12 protein-coding genes are annotated in these 16,851 nt (G+C 69.0%); 9 read left to right on the plus strand and 3 right to left on the minus strand.

Annotation, left to right across the window (positions count from 1 at the left end; genetic code table 11):
• Window positions 1-36: 36 nt before the first annotated feature.
• Window positions 37-1,605, plus strand: coding sequence for a phospholipase D family protein (locus tag ACVOKU_RS15345; protein ID WP_481560318.1), 1,569 nt, complete (start codon window positions 37-39; stop codon window positions 1,603-1,605).
• A gap of 3 nt (window positions 1,606-1,608) precedes the next feature.
• On the opposite strand, the gene ACVOKU_RS15350 is transcribed toward ACVOKU_RS15345, so the two are convergent.
• Window positions 1,609-2,691 carry an HDOD domain-containing protein gene (locus ACVOKU_RS15350; protein ID WP_481560319.1) on the minus strand — a complete coding sequence of 361 codons (1,083 nt, stop codon included), beginning with the start codon at window positions 2,689-2,691 and terminating at the stop codon, window positions 1,609-1,611.
• A 280-nt stretch (window positions 2,692-2,971) separates the two neighbouring features.
• Here ACVOKU_RS15350 and ACVOKU_RS15355 point away from each other — a divergent pair, with 280 nt between their 5' ends.
• Entirely contained in the window at window positions 2,972-4,069 is a 1,098-nt protein-coding gene (locus ACVOKU_RS15355; protein WP_053519551.1) for a Glu/Leu/Phe/Val dehydrogenase dimerization domain-containing protein, read from the plus strand.
• Window positions 4,070-4,127: 58 nt separating this feature from the next.
• Here the strand turns inward: ACVOKU_RS15355 and ACVOKU_RS15360 are convergent, their stop codons facing one another.
• Window positions 4,128-6,956: a S8 family serine peptidase gene (locus ACVOKU_RS15360; RefSeq protein WP_481560320.1), complete on the minus strand. Its 2,829-nt coding sequence runs from the start codon at window positions 6,954-6,956 to the stop codon at window positions 4,128-4,130.
• A 183-nt stretch (window positions 6,957-7,139) separates the two neighbouring features.
• Here ACVOKU_RS15360 and ACVOKU_RS15365 point away from each other — a divergent pair, with 183 nt between their 5' ends.
• The 3 genes from ACVOKU_RS15365 (at window position 7,140) to ACVOKU_RS15375 (ending at window position 9,336) form a co-directional block, all read left to right on the plus strand.
• Window positions 7,140-8,315, plus strand: coding sequence for a thiolase family protein (locus tag ACVOKU_RS15365; protein WP_481560321.1), 1,176 nt, complete (start codon window positions 7,140-7,142; stop codon window positions 8,313-8,315).
• Window positions 8,316-8,437: 122 nt separating this feature from the next.
• Entirely contained in the window at window positions 8,438-8,779 is a 342-nt protein-coding gene (locus ACVOKU_RS15370) for a hypothetical protein (RefSeq protein ID WP_053519549.1), read from the plus strand.
• Between the two features lie 146 nt (window positions 8,780-8,925).
• Window positions 8,926-9,336 (plus strand): hypothetical protein, encoded by a 411-nt coding sequence (locus tag ACVOKU_RS15375; RefSeq protein WP_481560322.1) that lies wholly within the window; start codon window positions 8,926-8,928, stop codon window positions 9,334-9,336.
• Window positions 9,337-9,395: 59 nt separating this feature from the next.
• Here the strand turns inward: ACVOKU_RS15375 and ACVOKU_RS15380 are convergent, their stop codons facing one another.
• Window positions 9,396-11,033: an acyl-CoA dehydrogenase family protein gene (locus ACVOKU_RS15380; protein ID WP_053519547.1), complete on the minus strand. Its 1,638-nt coding sequence runs from the start codon at window positions 11,031-11,033 to the stop codon at window positions 9,396-9,398.
• A gap of 112 nt (window positions 11,034-11,145) precedes the next feature.
• On the opposite strand from ACVOKU_RS15380, the gene ACVOKU_RS15385 reads away from it, so the two are divergent.
• From ACVOKU_RS15385 to pdeM, 4 genes are read left to right on the plus strand one after another with little or no spacing between them, the layout of a single operon-like run.
• Window positions 11,146-12,144, plus strand: a complete 999-nt coding sequence (locus ACVOKU_RS15385; RefSeq protein ID WP_053519546.1) for a ligase-associated DNA damage response exonuclease — start codon at window positions 11,146-11,148, stop codon at window positions 12,142-12,144.
• Window positions 12,141-13,748 carry an ATP-dependent DNA ligase gene (locus ACVOKU_RS15390; protein ID WP_481560323.1) on the plus strand — a complete coding sequence of 536 codons (1,608 nt, stop codon included), beginning with the start codon at window positions 12,141-12,143 and terminating at the stop codon, window positions 13,746-13,748. Before ACVOKU_RS15385 ends, ACVOKU_RS15390 begins: the two co-directional genes overlap by 4 nt.
• Complete coding sequence (locus ACVOKU_RS15395; protein WP_481560324.1) at window positions 13,745-16,204, plus strand: ligase-associated DNA damage response DEXH box helicase; 2,460 nt, start codon at window positions 13,745-13,747, stop codon at window positions 16,202-16,204. Before ACVOKU_RS15390 ends, ACVOKU_RS15395 begins: the two co-directional genes overlap by 4 nt.
• Entirely contained in the window at window positions 16,194-16,835 is a 642-nt protein-coding gene (pdeM, locus tag ACVOKU_RS15400; protein ID WP_481560325.1) for a ligase-associated DNA damage response endonuclease PdeM, read from the plus strand. The genes ACVOKU_RS15395 and pdeM overlap by 11 nt, the downstream gene beginning before the upstream one ends.
• Window positions 16,836-16,851 lie beyond the last annotated feature (16 nt).

The raw sequence follows: 16,851 nt of genomic DNA on the forward strand, positions 1-16,851 counted from the left end.
CCGCCGCGCGGCACGCCAATCCACTAGCATGGGGCCATGAGCCCGCCTGCGCCTGTATGGCGACGCCTGTTGCGCGTCGTTGCGATCATCTTCGCCATTCTCCTGCTGCTGGTCCTGTCCGGACTGCTGCTGGCCGACCACCTGACGCCACAGGCGCACGGTGAGCCGTCGCACGTCCTGCCGCTACAACCGGCGCAGACCCGCATCGACCAGCAGGTCGTGCCGCTACAGCAGGCGCACCCCGGGCAATCCGGCGTGGCCTTCCTCGGCGATGGCATGGATGCATTCGCGGCGCGCGCGATGATCACCGCGCAGGCCGGGCGCAGTCTGGACCTGCAGTACTACATCTGGCACGACGACCTGATCGGTCACCTGATGGCCAGAGCGCTGCATGACGCCGCCGAGCGCGGGGTGCGCGTGCGCATCCTGCTCGACGACATGAATGCCAAGGACAAGGACGCGCTGATGATGGCGCTGGACCGGCATCCGAACATCGAGATCCGGCTCTACAATCCGTTCCGCAACCGCAGCGGCATCCTGCGCATGGTGGAGATGGTGCAGCGCTTCTTCAGCGTGAACCACCGCATGCACAACAAGAGCTGGATCGCCGATGGCCGTGTTGCCATCGTCGGTGGCCGCAACATCGGCGAGGAGTATTTCAGCGCGCGCACGGATGTGAACTTCCAGGACCTGGACCTGCTGGTCGCCGGCCCTGCCGTTGCACAGGCGAACCGGATATTCGACGACTACTGGAACAGCCCGGCGGCGATTCCGGTCTCCGCGCTGGCCTTCCATACCGACGCGCAGCTTCGCCTTCTGGTGCGTGAGTCCGACCATGAAGCGCAGCGCGATGCTGCCCGGCCCTATCTTGCGCGCGTGGCCGAATCACGCCATCGGCAGCGTCCCAGCCCCGAGCCGCTGCACTGGAGCAGCACCGTGCGCATCGTCTCGGATCCGCCGATGAAACACCGCAACGACGACCGCGGCAGCTGGCTCGTTACCGGGCTGATCGGTGAACTGGAGTCTGCGCGCAGCAAGGCCTTGTTGATTTCGCCCTACTTCGTGCCGGGCAACGAGGGCCTGGACGGGCTCTCGGCAATGGCGTCGCGCGGCGTGCACGTGGGCATAGTGACCAACTCCCTTGCCGCCAACGACGTTGCGGCCGTGCACGGCGGCTACATGGGCTACCGCGTGCCCCTGCTGAACGCCGGCGTGCACCTGTATGAGCTGAAGGCACAGGGCCAGGCGGGCGATGCAGGCCTGTTCGGCAGCAGCGGGGCCAGCCTGCACACCAAGGCCTTCCTGGTGGACGACCGCCGTGGCTTTGTCGGTTCCTTCAACCTCGACCCGCGCTCGGCCTATCTCAACACCGAAATGGGGGTGCTGTTCGACGATCCCGTGCTGGGCGCGCAGCTGCGCGACGAGTACCTGCGCCTGGCCGACGCCAGGCACAGCTGGTGGCTGGCAGTGGACAACCGCGATCGGCTGCGCTGGCTGGAGCGTGAGCCTCCGCCGCGCTGGGTGGAGGACGAGCCAGGTGCTACGCGGCGCCAGCGCTGGCTGTCGCGGATCATCAGCTGGCTGCCGGTGGAATCGCAGCTGTAGCGCTCAGTGTGCCCTGGCCTCGCCTTCATGCGGGGCGTCGTCCAGTGTTTCCACGCTGCGACCATGCAGGCGCCGCCAGATCCAGCGAAGCGCATGGGGCGGAGCCGACGGCAGCTGCTCCAGCAGGGCCAGCATGCGGCCCTGGGTGGAGTGGCCATGCCGGCACAGCAGGCTCGCCGCCGCCGCTGCGCTGCCCAGCCGCAGGCTGTCGGACAGAGGGCCCGAGGCGTCAGCCGCCAGGGTCTGGTGCACCGGGTCGGGCAGCTCCCAGGCGGCGGCCACCCGCTGTGCCAGCGGCAACGACCACTGCTGCAGCAGCTGCAGGGCCAGGGCCGGCTGCACGTCCTCGCCGCGCGCCTGGGCTTCCTGCAGCAGCTGTCGCATCACCAGCGCCGCACCGAGTCCCTGCACCAGGCCCAGCCACTGCGCGGCGAAGGCATCGCCGGAGTTCACGCTGCGTGCGTGGTCGGCAGCAGCACGCGATGCCAGCAGGGCGTGCTCCCAGGTGATCGTGCTGAACTGCGGGAACCGCTCGCACTGAACCTGCATCACCGGCTGCACCAGCACCGCACTGATGATCTGCCGCACGCCTTCCGTGCCGACCAGGGTCACCGCCCGCTGCAGGCTCTCGACCGGGCGTTCGTGCACCTTGTATGCGGGACTGTTGGCGATGCGCAGCAGATTGCCCGTGAGTACCGGATCCTGGCCGATGATCGCCGCCATCACCCGTGCCGAGGCGGCATCATCGTTGACGGTCTGGATCAGCTGCGGCAGCAGCTGCGGCCGGCGCGGCAGCTGCCGCGTCGCCCAGTCGCGATCCTGCAGCGCGTCCGCCACCGCCTGTGCCAGTCCGGCGCTGGCAGCATCGACAGGGCCGGCCTCGCCCGCCAGTCGCGGGTACAGCGCCAGCGCGTGCAGGCCACGCTGCAGCTGCGCGGCGATCTCTCCCGGGGGCACCGGGTCTCCCTGCAGGCGGGCAGCCGCAGCGGCCACCGCCTGACGCGGCCCCGCAGACAGACGCGACGGCGCCGCGCCGGTCAGCGACGCAAGCCAGCCGCGTACCCTGCGTGCCCAGGCCAGCGTCACCGGCCGTGATCCTGTCGATGTCGTACTGCGCTCGCCATGGCCCGTCTCTGTCTCTTCACACGATCCGGCCACTGGCCATCGACGCAGCATCGGCCGCACTTTCATCTTCTTTAACCCGCAGTGCCCATCGACGTCGACGGCAGACGCCCGGGGAATGGACTAGAATGGCGCCGCGCGACCCGTCCCCCTGCACCGACGACGTCGCTTTTTTTGTTTTGGGACCCTACCGTTCACTGGTCGTTCGCTGCAGTTCGCCGCCGTTCGCACCATCGGAGACGCCATGCTATTCGAAACCCTCGCCACCACCGGCCACGAACAGGTGGTGTTCTGCCACAGCCATGACGCCGGCCTGAAGGCGATCATCGCCATCCACAACACCACCCTGGGCCCGGCCCTGGGCGGCGTGCGCATGCGTCCCTATGCCAGCACTGACGAAGCGCTGGCCGACGTGCTGCGGCTGAGCCGGACGATGACCTACAAGAATGCGCTGGCCGGCCTCAATGTCGGTGGTGGCAAGGCGGTGATCATCGGCGATCCGAAAGCGGACAAGACCGAAGTCCTGTTCCGCGCCTTCGGTCGCTATGTCGATTCGCTGGGTGGCCGCTACATCACCGCCGAAGACGTCGGTACCGACGTCAACGACATGGAGAACATCTACCTGGAAAGCCAGTTCGTGACCGGCGTCCACCAGGTGCATGGCGGCTCCGGAGATCCCGCACCGTTCACCGCCTACGGCGCGCTGCAGGCGTTGATGGCGTCGATGCGTTTCAAGTTCGGCCACGAGGAAGTGGGCAAGACCAGCATCGCGGTGCAGGGCCTGGGCCACATCGGCATGGAACTGGTCAAGCTGCTGCGCGACCGCGGCGCGAAGCTGTATGTCACCGACCTGGATGCGGCCCTGGTCGATCGCGCAGTCAGCGATTTCGGCGCCGAAGCAGTGAAGCCGGACGAGATCCACGAAGTGAATGCCGACGTCTTCGCGCCGTGCGCGCTGGAAGGCTCGATCAATGCCGACACCCTGCCGCGGATCAAGGCCAAGATCATCTGTGGCACCGCCAACAACCAGCTGTCCAGCCTGGAAATCGGCGATGAACTGCACGCGCGCGGCATCCTGTACGCACCCGATTACGCGGTCAATGCCGGTGGCGTGATGAACGTGTCGCTGGAGATCGATGGCTACAACCGCGAGCGCGCGATGCGCCTGATCCGCAGCATCTACCACAACCTGACACGCATCTTTGAACTGTCGCAGCGCGAGAACATCGCGCCGCAACGTGCGGCCGACCGAATCGCCGAGAGCCGCATCCTGTCGATCGGCAAGCTGAAGATGCCGCTGGGCCGCAGCACCCCGCGCCTCGGCAATCTGCGCGGCGGTTGACCGCCCCTGCCGGGCCTCGGCACGGCGCCCCTCCGGGCGCCGGCAACCCGATGATGGATCAGAACCCGGCGCTGTAACGCAGTGCCGCTTGCCGTGCGTCATCACCGCCGACACGCTGATCGATGCCCAGGCTCAGGCGGCCACTCCGCCCCCACCACGACTCCAGCGCAAGCCCGAGCAGGGCGCTGCCACGCGGTGAGTCGGCACCTGGCAACAGTGCCCACGCGTCGACACCGACGAAGCTGGCCTGCCACTCCCCGGCGCCGCCCTGAAGGCGCTGCTGCCATTCGGCGTGCCCGCGCAGCGTCCAGCGTCCCCAGCCGCGCTCGCCGCGCAGCCCCGCCAGCAGTTGACTGCGCTGCGCACGATTGGCTTCACCCCGCAGGCCGAAACCGAAGCCGCCGCGCTCGTTGAACGCTGCGGTATCCACCCGTGTGGCACTGGCACCGACATACGGTGTCAACGACGCGCCGGCGGTGCCGAAGCGATAGCCGCTTTCGACACTGGCGCTGCTGAATCGACCGCCGTAGCGCGCGGAAACGCCGTAGGCACCTGCACCCAGCAGCAGCTGCCGGTCCAGTTCGCGGGTGAACCGCCCTGTGCCGAACTGTGCCAATGCATAACCGCGCCCAACGCTCCAGCCGGCATACAGCTGCGCCTGCGCCTGGCGGTCCTGCCCGCGATCACCGTTGAAGGCACTGCCACCGTTGCTGCGTGTTTCACCGAACGCCATGCCCAGCAGGCCATGGCTGCCCAGCGGCACGTCCTGACCCGCCATCCAGCCCCGGCTGTCGGTCGCGCTGCCGGCGAAACTGCCCTGCCCTGCTTCGCCCAACGTGCTCTGCCAGGCACCGCGCAGCGCAGGCAGAGCCTGCACACGATCGAAACGGGCGGCCACCGCGCGTCGCGACATGTCGATGCTGTCGAAGGTTGCCGCCTCGGCCCGTGCGTGGGCCTTGCCGGACAGGCTCTCCAGCGTGGCCGCCAGGCCCGTGCTGCGCTGCAGGCCGGCCGCTGCGCCACCGAATGGCGAATCCTGCAACGCGTGGTTGCCGTCCAGTTCGACGAACGCGCCTTCCAGCCGCGCCGCAGTTGTCTGCACACCGGCATCGAGCCCACGCGCAGCGGCGGTGACACTGATCCGGGTCAGGTTCAACCATGCGTTGTTGCTGTCATAGCCATAGCTGGTCTGCAGCAGGGCCAGCCCCTGCAGGCCACTGGATGTGGCCGCGGTGCTGAAGGTGCCGGTCACGCCGGCGGCGGCATGGATCAGATCCTGCCGGGTACCGTCCTGCGGCACGTAGCCATCGACGAATCCGTGGACGTGCACGCCACCGTCCAGACGGGCGCTGCCGGTGACCTGCAGCGCGTTGGCCCCCAGCGCGATCATCAGCTGTGCGCCGGCCTGCTGCACGTAGTTGCCTTCGATGGTCGCCGTGGTATTGGCGGTGGTCAGGAACACGCTGCTGCCGTTGGTCACGTTGCCGACCACGCGGGGCGTGCCGCCATTGAACTGCAGGCCGCTGGATGATGGATCGGCCTGCGGCAGGATGCTCACGCCGGAACGGATCACGCCGCCATCGCGCAGCGACAGCACACCGCCTTCGATGCGGGTGGCACCGCTGTAGCTGCTGTTGCCGGTCAACGCCAGCACGCCGGCGCCCTGCTTGACCAGGCCGCCACTGCCGACGATGTCGTTGCTCCAGACCGAACCGGTGGATGCGGCGTCGACATTGGCAATCACGTCGCCCCAGTCGAAACGTCCCGGCCCGTTGATGGCCCTGCCGATGTCGAGCAGGCCGTAGCCGAACACCGGGTCCACGCCGGGAGCGCCGATGTCCTTGGCCGTGCCGAGCAGGGTCTGCCGTACCAGGTTGTTGTCGAAGTACGGATACCGCTCCCACACCAGCGCGGCCGCGCCCGACACCAGAGGTGCGGCGAAGGACGTGCCGTAGTTCCAGAAGTAGCTGGTGCCCGCGTCATCCGGATAGACCGCGCTGCCCGGCGCCGCCAGACAGTAGCGCGCCGCCTGGCCGCAGGCATTGGCGTAACCGGCCAGCGTGTCCGGCGCGTAGGGATCGACGGCCGTGGCCACCAGCCAGCCGCGCTCCAGATCCGCAGCCGGCCGCGAGCCTGCCACGCCCGCCTGGCCCGGCAATGCCGCCAGGCTGCTGGGCTCGCTGCGCGCGTCGTTGCCCGCGGCGAACACCACCAGCCCGCCGTGATTGATGACGAAAGGCCGGTACTCGCCGGCGACCTGGGCGGTGGTGGGCAGGTCGGTCCAGTACAGACCGCCCCAGGAATTGTTCATCACCTTGACGTTGTAGCTGATCAGGTCGCGGTGCACCTGGGCCACACCGAGGGTGCCGCTGAACGAATTGCCCTGGCCGCTGCCGTCGTCTGCCGGCGGCTTGTCGGAGATGATCCGCGCCGACACGATCTGCGCACCGGGCGCGATGCCGCCGGGCCAGCGCCCGACCGCTGCGCCCGCAGCGAGGCTGGCGACGGCCGTGCCATGGCCGACCACATCGTCCACCGCCAGGTTGTTGCGGGCAGGGTCGATGTAGGTGAGGTTGGCCAGTACCCGCCCGTTCAGCGCGGCGGCCGTGCGCTGCACGCCCGAATCGACGATGCCGATGCGCACACCTCTGCCGGTGGCACCCGTGGCCTGCGCGGCGCGCGCCTGGGTGACCGACAGGTGCGCATCGAAGGCCGGCTCCAGCGGTTTGGGCGGGGGCGGCGTGGTCGGCGGCGGCGGGGCAGGCGGCGGCGTGGTGGGCGGCGGGTCAACACGCACGTTGCCACCACCCCCTCCGCCTCCACACGCCGTCAGCGCCATCGCCAGCGCCGCAGCCAGGACCGACCGTGCCATCGTCGTGCGTTCCATCGATTCCATCCCATGAACGTTGGCCCGCCTTCATCCCGGCGGGCATGCGGCGCCATCCAGCGGCAGCCATCCCCGACCCTCTATACTTGGGCCGACCCCCACGCAGTCTGCCGGGAAACCGGAGCGCATCCAACGCCCCCCGGTCTCCTTTCCGAACATTGCTTACGCATCAACGAGATTGCCATGTCCAACATCGTCATCGCCGCCGCCAAACGCACCGCCATCGGCTCCTTCCTCGGCCAGTTCAACGGTGTGCCGACCCCGACCCTCGGCGCGGCCGCCATCGCCGCAGCGCTGGAGCAGTCCGGTGTCCCGGCCAGCGACGTTTCCGAAGTCCTGATGGGCTGCGTGCTGCCGGCCAACCTCGGCCAGGCGCCCGCCCGCCAGGCCGCGATCGCCGCCGGCATCCCGCTGTCCGTCGGTGCCAGCACCCTCAACAAGGTGTGCGGCTCAGGCATGAAGACCATCATGCTCGGGCATGACCTGATCAAGGCCGGTTCGGCCAAGGTCGTGGTTGCCGGCGGCATGGAGTCGATGTCCAACGCGCCGCACCTGCTGCCCAACTCGCGCACCGGCAACCGTTTCGGCAACTTCCAGGCGGTGGACCACATGGCCCACGATGGCCTGGTCAACGCCTACGACGGCAAGGCCATGGGTGAATTTGCCGAATGCGCCGTGGACAAGTATCAGTTCAGCCGCGAGGAGCAGGACGCCTACGCCATCGAATCGGTCAAGCGCGCGCAGGCCGCGCAGGCCAACGGTGCGTTCACCGACGAGATCGTCGCGGTGAAGGTGGCCACCCGCAAGGGTGAGGTCGAGGTCGACACCGACGAACAGCCCGGCCGCTCGGACATCGCCAAGATTCCGACCCTGCGCCCGGCGTTCAAGAAGGACGGCAGCGTGACCGCTGCCAGCTCGTCCAGCATTTCCGATGGCGCCGCCGCCGTGGTGCTGCTGACCGAGGAAGACGCCAAGGCCCGCGGCATCACCCCGCTGGCACGCATCGTCGGCCACGCCACGCATTCGCAGGAGCCGGAGTGGTTCACCACCGCACCGATCGGCGCCATCCACGCATTGCTGCAGAAGACCGGCTGGTCGCTGGACCAGGTGGATCTGTTCGAAATCAACGAAGCCTTCGCCGTGGTGGCGATGGCCCCGATGCGCGAACTGGGCATTCCCCACGACAAGCTCAACGTGAATGGTGGGGCCTGCGCATTGGGGCATCCGATCGGCGCATCCGGGGCACGCCTGGTGGTGACCCTGGTCAACGCCCTGCGCACGCGCGGTGGCAAGCGCGGCATTGCCACCCTGTGCATCGGTGGTGGCGAGGCGACCGCAATTGCCATCGAATTGATTTAAAAAGGTTTAACTGCGATTTCGCAAAAATGAATGCGGGATCGCTTGACAGCCAAACGTGGCTTGTCATCATGTTGTCGGCGCGCAGTTGCGCGTTGCCTAATCTAACGACGAGGATTCACACAATGAGCATCAACAAGCTGCTGGTCGCGATGTCCCTGGCTCTGGCCCTGGCCGCCTGCTCGAAGCAGGAAGCTGCCCAGGACGCCGCTGCTTCGGCCAACGAAGCCGCCACCGAAGCCCAGGCTGCTGCCGATCAGGCCGCCGCTGCTGGCGCCCAGACCGCCGACGCTGCCCAGCAGGCCGCCGACACCGCCGCCACCGCTGCTGACGCTTCGGCTGACGCCGCTGCCCAGGCTGCTGGCGCCGCTACCGACGCTGCTGCTGAACAGGCCAAGGACGCTGCCAAGGCTGCCGAAGGCACCGCCGAGCAGGCCAAGGACGCTGCTGAAGAAGCCAAGAAGTAATAACTTCTTTCTTCACGCTGTTCTGGAAAAGCCGCTGGTTCGCCAGCGGCTTTTTCTTTGCATCGCGTTCCGCGACCCCGCCTTCACAAGGGCGTGAATAGGCTGGCGTCCCCATCCATTGCCGCAGTGCACTACCGGAGACCGCCATGAAGATCCGCTCGCTGACCCTGTCCCTGCTGGCCGCTTCGCTGCTGATCGGCCTGGCCGCCTGCAAGGGCCCGGAAGCCGAACAGGCCCGCCAGGATGCGCGGCAGGCTGCCGACAGCGCAGGCGCCGCCGCCCGTGACGCAGTCGACCAGGCCGCCGCAGCTACCCGCGAGGCCGCCGACAAGACGGCAGCTGCATCCGAGCAGGCGGCGGCCGATACCCAGCAGGCGCTGGACAAGGCGGCCGACGCTACCGCCAATGCTGCTGACCAGGCCAAGGTCGCCGCCACCGACGCCGCTGCACACGCCAGCGATGCGACCGCGGACGCCGCACAGAAGGTCGCCGACAAGGCGCGTGATGTCGCAAATGACGCGAAGGCGAACGCGGCCAAGGAAGAAGCCAAGCGCTGAGCCGCGTCCGGTACTGCAGAGCGCCGCAGCCACGCTGCGGCGCTCTACAGAATTCCACGCTACGGCAGCGCGCGCGCCAGGATTTCCGACAGGTCCAACCCGGCCGGCAGGGTGCCGAACACCCATCCATGTTCACCGCCGAGCCGGCTGCGGATGAACGCATCCGCCACCGGACTGCGTGCACGCAGCAGCAGCGCCGCCTGCAGCAGCAATGCGGTGCGCTCGCAGAACATCCTCGCCTGCGACTCTTCCGGTGCCGGGGTCGTTACCCAGCGCTGCAGCGCAGCGGCATAGCGCGCATCGCGATCAGCCACCGCCGACAGCTCGCCCTGCAGTGCGGCCAGCGTCTCCGGTTCGCGGGCCAGTGCCCGCAGCACATCCAGGCACTGGATGTTGCCGCTGCCTTCCCAGATCGAGTTCAGCGGCGCCTGCCGGTACAGGCGCGGCAGCATTGATTCCTCCACATAGCCCGCGCCGCCCAGGCATTCCTGCGCCTCGTTGACGAAGGTCGCCGCCCGCTTGCACACCCAGTATTTGCCCAGCGCCGTGCCCAGCCTGGCCAGCGCCGCCTCGCCGGCATCGAAGGACGCACGGTCCACCGCACGCGCGATGCGCATCGACAGCACCGTCGCCGCTTCCGATTCCAGTGCGAGGTCGGCCAGCACGTTGGCCATCAACGGGTGCTCCACCAGCAACCGGCCGAAGGTGCGGCGGTAGCGGGCATGGTGCAGCGCCTGCGCCAGCGCCATGCGCATTTCCGCTGCGGCACCCAGCATGCAGTCCAGGCGGGTCATCATCACCATGCCGATGATGGTGGCCACGCCACGCCCCTCTTCGCCCACCCGCCACGCCTGCGCGCCGCAGAACTCGACCTCGCTGGACGCGTTGGCCCAATCGCCCAGTTTGTCCTTCAGCCGCACCAGGCGGAATGCATTGCGGTCGCCATCGGCAAGCCGGCGCGGCATCAGCAGACAGGTCAGTCCGCCCGGTGCCTGCGCCAGCACGAGGAAGCCATCGCACATGGGTGCCGAGAAGAACCACTTGTGGCCGACCAGCCGATAGCGCTCGCCGTCGATGGGCTCTGCTCGCGTGGTGTTGGCGCGCACATCCGAGCCCCCCTGCTTCTCGGTCATGCCCATGCCCAGGGTGATGCCGGCCTTGTCGGCCACCGGTACGTCGCGCGGGTCGTACACCGGTGCGGCGGCCTTGCGCGCCCACTCGGCCAGGTTCGGCTGCGACCGCAGCACCGCTACCGCCGCATGGGTCATCGTCAACGGGCAACTGGTACCGGCCTCGGCCTGGTGGTGCAGATAGCTCAGCGCCGCGCGTGCAACATGCGCACCCGGCTGCGGCTCATGCCAGGACAGGCCGGCCACGCCATGCGCCTTCGCGGCGGTCATCAGCTGGTGGTAGGCCGGATGGAACTCCACCGTATCGATGCGATGCCCCTGCGCGTCGTGGGTGCGCAGGCGCGGGCGGTCGCGGTTGGCATCGAATCCGAGCCGGTACAGCTCGTCACCGGCCAGCGCACCGTACTGCGCCAGGCGCGGGACGAAGGCTGCGGCGCCTTCGCGATGCACCGCCTCCATCAACGCTGCGTCATCGGTCCACAGCTGGCGCCCGGCGAACGGTGGCGGCTGATTGAGCACCACATGGGTCTCGAAGGGGGCAGTGCTGCTGAAACCCGGTCCACTCATGCGATCCATCCGGCGGCAAGAGGTATGCGATCCGATTGTGCCGCATGCTGCGCCAAGCCCGCGTTCAGGCCGGTTCTCACCCCGTGCACGAGCCGCGCGCCACAGTGCAGCCATGGCAGGCAACGACGATCTTGTGGTGCTGCGCCCGGAAGGGCTGTACTGCGCTGCTGGCGATTTCCACATCGATCCCTGGCGGCCGGTGCCGCGCGCGGTCATCACCCATGGCCATGGTGACCACGCGCGCCCGGGCATGGGCGAATACCACTGCAGCACGGGCAGCGCGCCGATCCTGCGCTGGCGGCTGGGCGACGTACCGCTGCACGCGCATGCCGAGGGCGCACCCTTTGCGCTGGGCCGGGTGCAGGTGTCGCTGCATCCGGCCGGTCATGTGCTCGGCTCCTCGCAGGTGCGCATCGATGATGGCCGGCAGGTGTGGGTCGCCTCCGGTGACTACAAGCGCCAGCCCGACCCCACCTGTACGCCGTTCGAAGTGGTGCCCTGCGATACCTTCATCACTGAGGCGACCTTCGCCCTGCCCATCTACCGCTGGCCGGACACCGCAGCCGTGGCTGCCGAGATCGCGTCCTGGCGCGAGGAATGCGCGCAGCGCGGCGAAGCCGCCGTCCTGCTCTGCTACGCATTGGGCAAGGCCCAGCGCGTGCTGGCCGAGCTGCTGGCACGGGGCGAACCGCCGGCATGGCTGCACGGTGCCATCGCCAATGGCGTGGCCGTCTATCGCGCTGCGGGCATCCCGATGCTGGACACGATCGCCGTCGCCGAACAGGGGCGCCAGGCCGATGCGGCCGGACGGCTGATCCTCGCCCCGCCCTCGGCCGCCGGCACGCCCTGGCTGCGCCGCTTCGGGCGCCACCAGCTGGGTTTCGCCTCCGGTTGGATGCAGCTGCGCGGAAACCGCCGGCGCCGCAACGTCGATCGTGGCTTCGTGATCTCCGACCACGCCGACTGGCCCGCGTTGCTGCGTACCATCGAGCAGACCGGCGCACGACGCGTCATCGCGACGCATGGCAACACCGATGCGCTGATTCCGTTCCTGCGCGAACGCGGTGTCGCCGCGGAGGCTTTCCGCACCGATTTCGGGAGCGAGGAATGAAGGCCTTCGCCGCGCTGTACCAACGCCTCGATCGCAGCACCGCCACGCTGGACAAGCGCGCGGCGATGGTCGATTACTTCCGTCACGCGCGACCGCACGATGCGGCCTGGGCCCTGTTCCTGCTCAGTGGTGGCAAGGTCGGGGGTGCGCGCCGGAAGATCGCTGCCAGCGGCGAGCTGCGCCGCTGGATCGGCGAGGAAGCCGGACTGCCTGCGTGGCTGGTCGAGGACAGCTATGCGCAGGTCGGCGATCTGGCAGAGACGCTGACCCTGCTGCTGGACGACCCAACGGCAATGGCGCCGGACCGCCCTCTGGCCGACTGGATCGAACAGCATCTGCTGGCCGTGGCCAATCAGCCCGAGCCCGAGCGACGTGCAGCCGTGGTCGAGGGCTGGCGCCAGCTGCCCGCGAACGAGCGCCTGGTGTTCAACAAGCTGCTGACCGGTGCACTGCGCGTCGGCGTGTCGCAGCGGCTGGTCCAGCAGGCACTGGCCGAACTGTCCGGGCTGGACATCGCGCGCATCGCGCAGCGCATGCTGGGCACCTGGGTGCCCTCGCCCACCCTGCTCGCACAGTTGCTGTCGCCGGAAGAACTGCCGCTGGACCGTCAGCAGCCGTATCCGTTCTTCCTCGCTTCGCCGCTGGAAGGTGAGCCCGGTGATCGCCTGGGCAGCATCGACGACTGGCTGCTGGAATGGAAATGGGACGGCATCCGCCTGCAGCTGCTGCGTCGTCGCGGCGAGGTGGCGCTGTGGTCGCGTGGCGAAGAGCGCCTGGACGGCCGGTTCCCCGAGATCGAGCAGGCCGCCGCACTGCTGCCGGAGGGATCGGTGCTGGATGGCGAACTGCTGGCCTGGGATGAGCCGGCCGATCTTCCGAAAGCCTTCACCGCCCTGCAGACCCGCATCCAGCGCCGCAAGCCGGGCGCCACCACGCTGCGTACGACGCCGGTGCGGATGCTGGCCTACGACCTGCTCGAACGCGACGGCAACGACCTGCGCGCATTGCCGCTCCAGCAGCGGCGCGTGCAGCTGGCGGAACTGCTCGGCACGCTCGGCGATGCGCGCATCCAGCTGTCGCCGGAGGTGCCCGCCGGGGACTGGGCACGGGCGGCCGCGCTGCGCGACGCGGCGCGCGAGCGCGGCGTGGAGGGCCTGATGCTGAAGCGCCGCAGCTCGGCGTATCAGTCCGGCCGGCGCCGTGGTGACTGGTGGAAGTGGAAGGTCGATCCACTCACCATCGACGCCGTGCTGCTGTACGCACAGGCCGGCCATGGCCGGCGCAGCACGCTGTACACCGATTACACCTTCGGCGTATGGGACGGCGATGCGCTGGTTCCGGTGGCCAAGGCATACTCGGGACTGGACGACCAGGAAATCCTCGCCCTCGATCGCTGGATCCGCGCCAACACCCGCGAGCGCTTCGGGCCGGTACGCAGCGTCCGCGCCGAGCAGGTGTTCGAACTCGGCTTCGAGGCGGTCAACCGCAGTGCACGGCACAAATCGGGAATCGCCGTGCGTTTTCCGCGCATCCTGCGCTGGCGCCACGACAAGCCGGCCAGCGAGGCCGATCAGCTGGCGACGCTGCAGGCCCTGGCACGATGACGCGGAGCGAGGCCCTGCAGCGGCTGAACGGCTGGTTCGCCAGCCGCGGCTGGAAACCCCTGCCCTTCCAGCGCGCCATGTGGCGTCACTACCTGGCAGGCGAATCGGGCCTGCTGCATACCCCCACCGGCAGCGGCAAGACGCTGGCGATGTTCGGCGGACCGCTGCTGCAGGCGATGATCGCGCCCGCGCCCGCACCCGCCCGCCCCAGCGCGGTGCGCCCATTGCAGGTGCTGTGGGTGACCCCGCTGCGTGCCCTGGCCAGCGACACCGCACGCGCACTGCAATCGGTCGTCGATGGCCTGGGCCTGGGGTGGCGCGTGGGCCTGCGCAGCGGCGACGCCAGCCAGCGCGAGCGGCGCCTGGCGCGCGAAGGGCGCATCGACGTGCTGGTGACCACGCCCGAATCACTGGCACTGCTGCTCACCTACCCCGATACCCTGCCACGCATGCATCAGCTGCGCTGCGTGGTGGTCGACGAATGGCATGAACTGCTGGGCAACAAGCGCGGCGTGCTGCTGCAGCTGAATCTTGCACTGCTGCGCGACACCACGCCTGCGTTGCAGCTGTGGGGATTGTCGGCCACGCTGGGCAATCTGCCGCAGGCGCGCGACGTGCTGCTGCCGGACCGGCCGGACGCACCCATCGTCGAAGGCGCGCGCCAGCGTCCGGTCACCGTCAGCAGCCTGCTGCCGGCACCGGGCGAGCGCTTTCCCTGGGCCGGACATCTTGGCCTGGCGCAGCTTCCGCGCGTGCTGGAAGCGCTGATGGCCGCGCGCAGCAGCCTGCTGTTCACCAACACGCGGGCGCAGGCCGAACTGTGGCACCAGGCGCTGGCGGCGGTGTGGCCGGAGGATGCCGCCACGCTGGCGCTGCACCACGGTTCGCTGGACCCCGCACTGCGGCAGCAGGTGGAAGACGGCCTGCGCGCCGGTGCGATGCGCTGCGTGGTTGCCACCTCCAGCCTCGATCTGGGCGTCGATTTTCCCGAAGTGGACCAGGTACTGCAGCTTGGCAGTCCGAAGGGCGTGGCGCGGCTGCGCCAGCGCGCCGGCCGTGCCAGGCATCGCCCCGGCGCCAGCGGCAGAATCCTGTGCGTGCCCAGCCATGCGCTGGAACTGGCCGAGTACGCCGCCGTGCGCCGCGCGCTGCGCGACGGCGTGGTTGAAGCCAGGCGACCGCCAACCCTGTCGCTGGACGTGCTCGCCCAGCACGCGGTCAGCCGCGCGTTGGCGGGGGGATTCACCAGCCGCTCGCTGCTGGCGCAGGTGAGGCGCACGCACGCATTCGCGCAGCTGGGCGACGCGCAATGGCAGGCTGTCCTGGACTTCATCGTGCAGGGGGGACGGGCACTGGCGCAGTACCCGGACTTCCACAAGGTGGTGCTCGACGCGGACGGCTACCATCGCGTGCACGACCGCCGCCAGGCCCTGCGCCATCGCTTGTCGATCGGCACCATCAGCAGCGATGGCGCCGTGCGTGTGCAGTTCCTGCGCGGCGGTGGCCTCGGCTCGGTGGAAGAACAGTTCGCCAGCCGCCTGCGCAGAGGCGATCGATTCCAGTTCGCCGGGCGCATGCTGGAGCTGGTGCAGCTGCGCGACATGACCGCCTATGTGCGCCTGGCCCGCAAGGGCGGTGAAGGCACCGTCCCGCGCTGGCAGGGTGGCCAGCTGCCCCTGTCGATGCCGCTCGGGCGCGAACTGGAAGCAGTGCTGTCCGGCGCGGACGACAGCGCCGAGTCGCGCTGGCTGGCCCCTCTGATGGCACTGCAGTCGCGCCTGTCTGCCCGGCCATCGCCTGCGCACCTGCTGCTGGAGGACGTGCGGCGCCGCGAAGGCCAGTTCGTGTTCGTCTATCCCTTTGCCGGACGCCACATCCACGAGGCACTGGCGGCGTTGCTGGCGCTGCGCTGCACGCGCCGGCAGCGCAACAGCATCGGCTATGCCGTCAATGACCACGGGCTGGTGCTGGCACCGACGCAGCCGATCGAGCTGCAGGCGGAGCAATGGAAGGAACTGTTCGCGGCCGATCAGCTGCTTGAGGACCTGCGTGCCGCCGTCAATCTGGGCGAGCTCGCGCGACGCCAGTTCCGCGGAATCGCACGCGTCGCTGGCCTGCTCGTACCCAGCCTGCCCGGTGGCGCGCCGCGCTCGCTGCGCCAGTTGCAGGCCTCGGCCGGACTGCTGTTCGACGTGCTGCGTGAGCACGACCCCGATCATCTGCTGCTGGCATTGGCCGAGCATGAAGTGCTGCAGGACAGCCTGGATCTGCCGGGCCTGCAGCAGGTGCTCGAACGCATCGGCACGCAGTCACTGTCATTGCAGCATCCCGCCTCGCTGACACCGCTGGGCTTCCCGCTGTGGGCCGAGCGCCTGCGAGGACAGTTCAGCAATGAAGACTGGCGCACCCGCGTGCTGCGTGCCGCACAGCAGCTGGAGCGACGCCATGGCCGATGAGCTGGCCGTGACGCTGGGCGGTGAACCCATGCTGCTGCTCGGTGCGCGGGCACTGTGGTGGCCGGCCCGGCAGGCCTTGCTGATCGCCGACCTGCACCTGGGCAAGGCCGACCTGTTCCGCCGCGCCGGCATCGCGCTGCCGTCCGGCGGTACCCGCGACGACCTGCAGCGCCTGCAGAGGCTGGTGCAGGCCAGGGCTTGCCGCGAGCTGTGGATACTGGGCGATGTGCTGCATGGGCCGGCGCATCGTGCGGCGTGGTACCGGCAATGGCTGGGATGGCGAGAGCAGCACTCCGCGCTGGCGGTGCATGTGATACGCGGCAATCATGATCGGCACCTGCCGCACGCGGCGCTGCAGGTGGAACTGCATGACGAGGTGCAGCTGGGCGCAGTCCTGCTGTGCCATGAACCACGGCACGTGCCCGCGGTGCACGTCATTGCCGGCCATATCCATCCGCAGATCGCACTGCCGGCGCTGCGCCGCCGCTTTCCGGCGTTCTGGCTCCGCGAAGGATTGACGGTGCTGCCGGCATTCTCCGCCTTCACCGGCGGCTGGGTCATCGCACCGGCGCAGGGTGAACGGCGCATCGCCTGTGTCGAACAGGGTCTGGTGGCGATGCCTGCCCGGTAAGGCCAGCGGGCGCGAC

The sequence above is a fragment of the Stenotrophomonas sp. STEN147 genome, assembly GCF_056757995.1.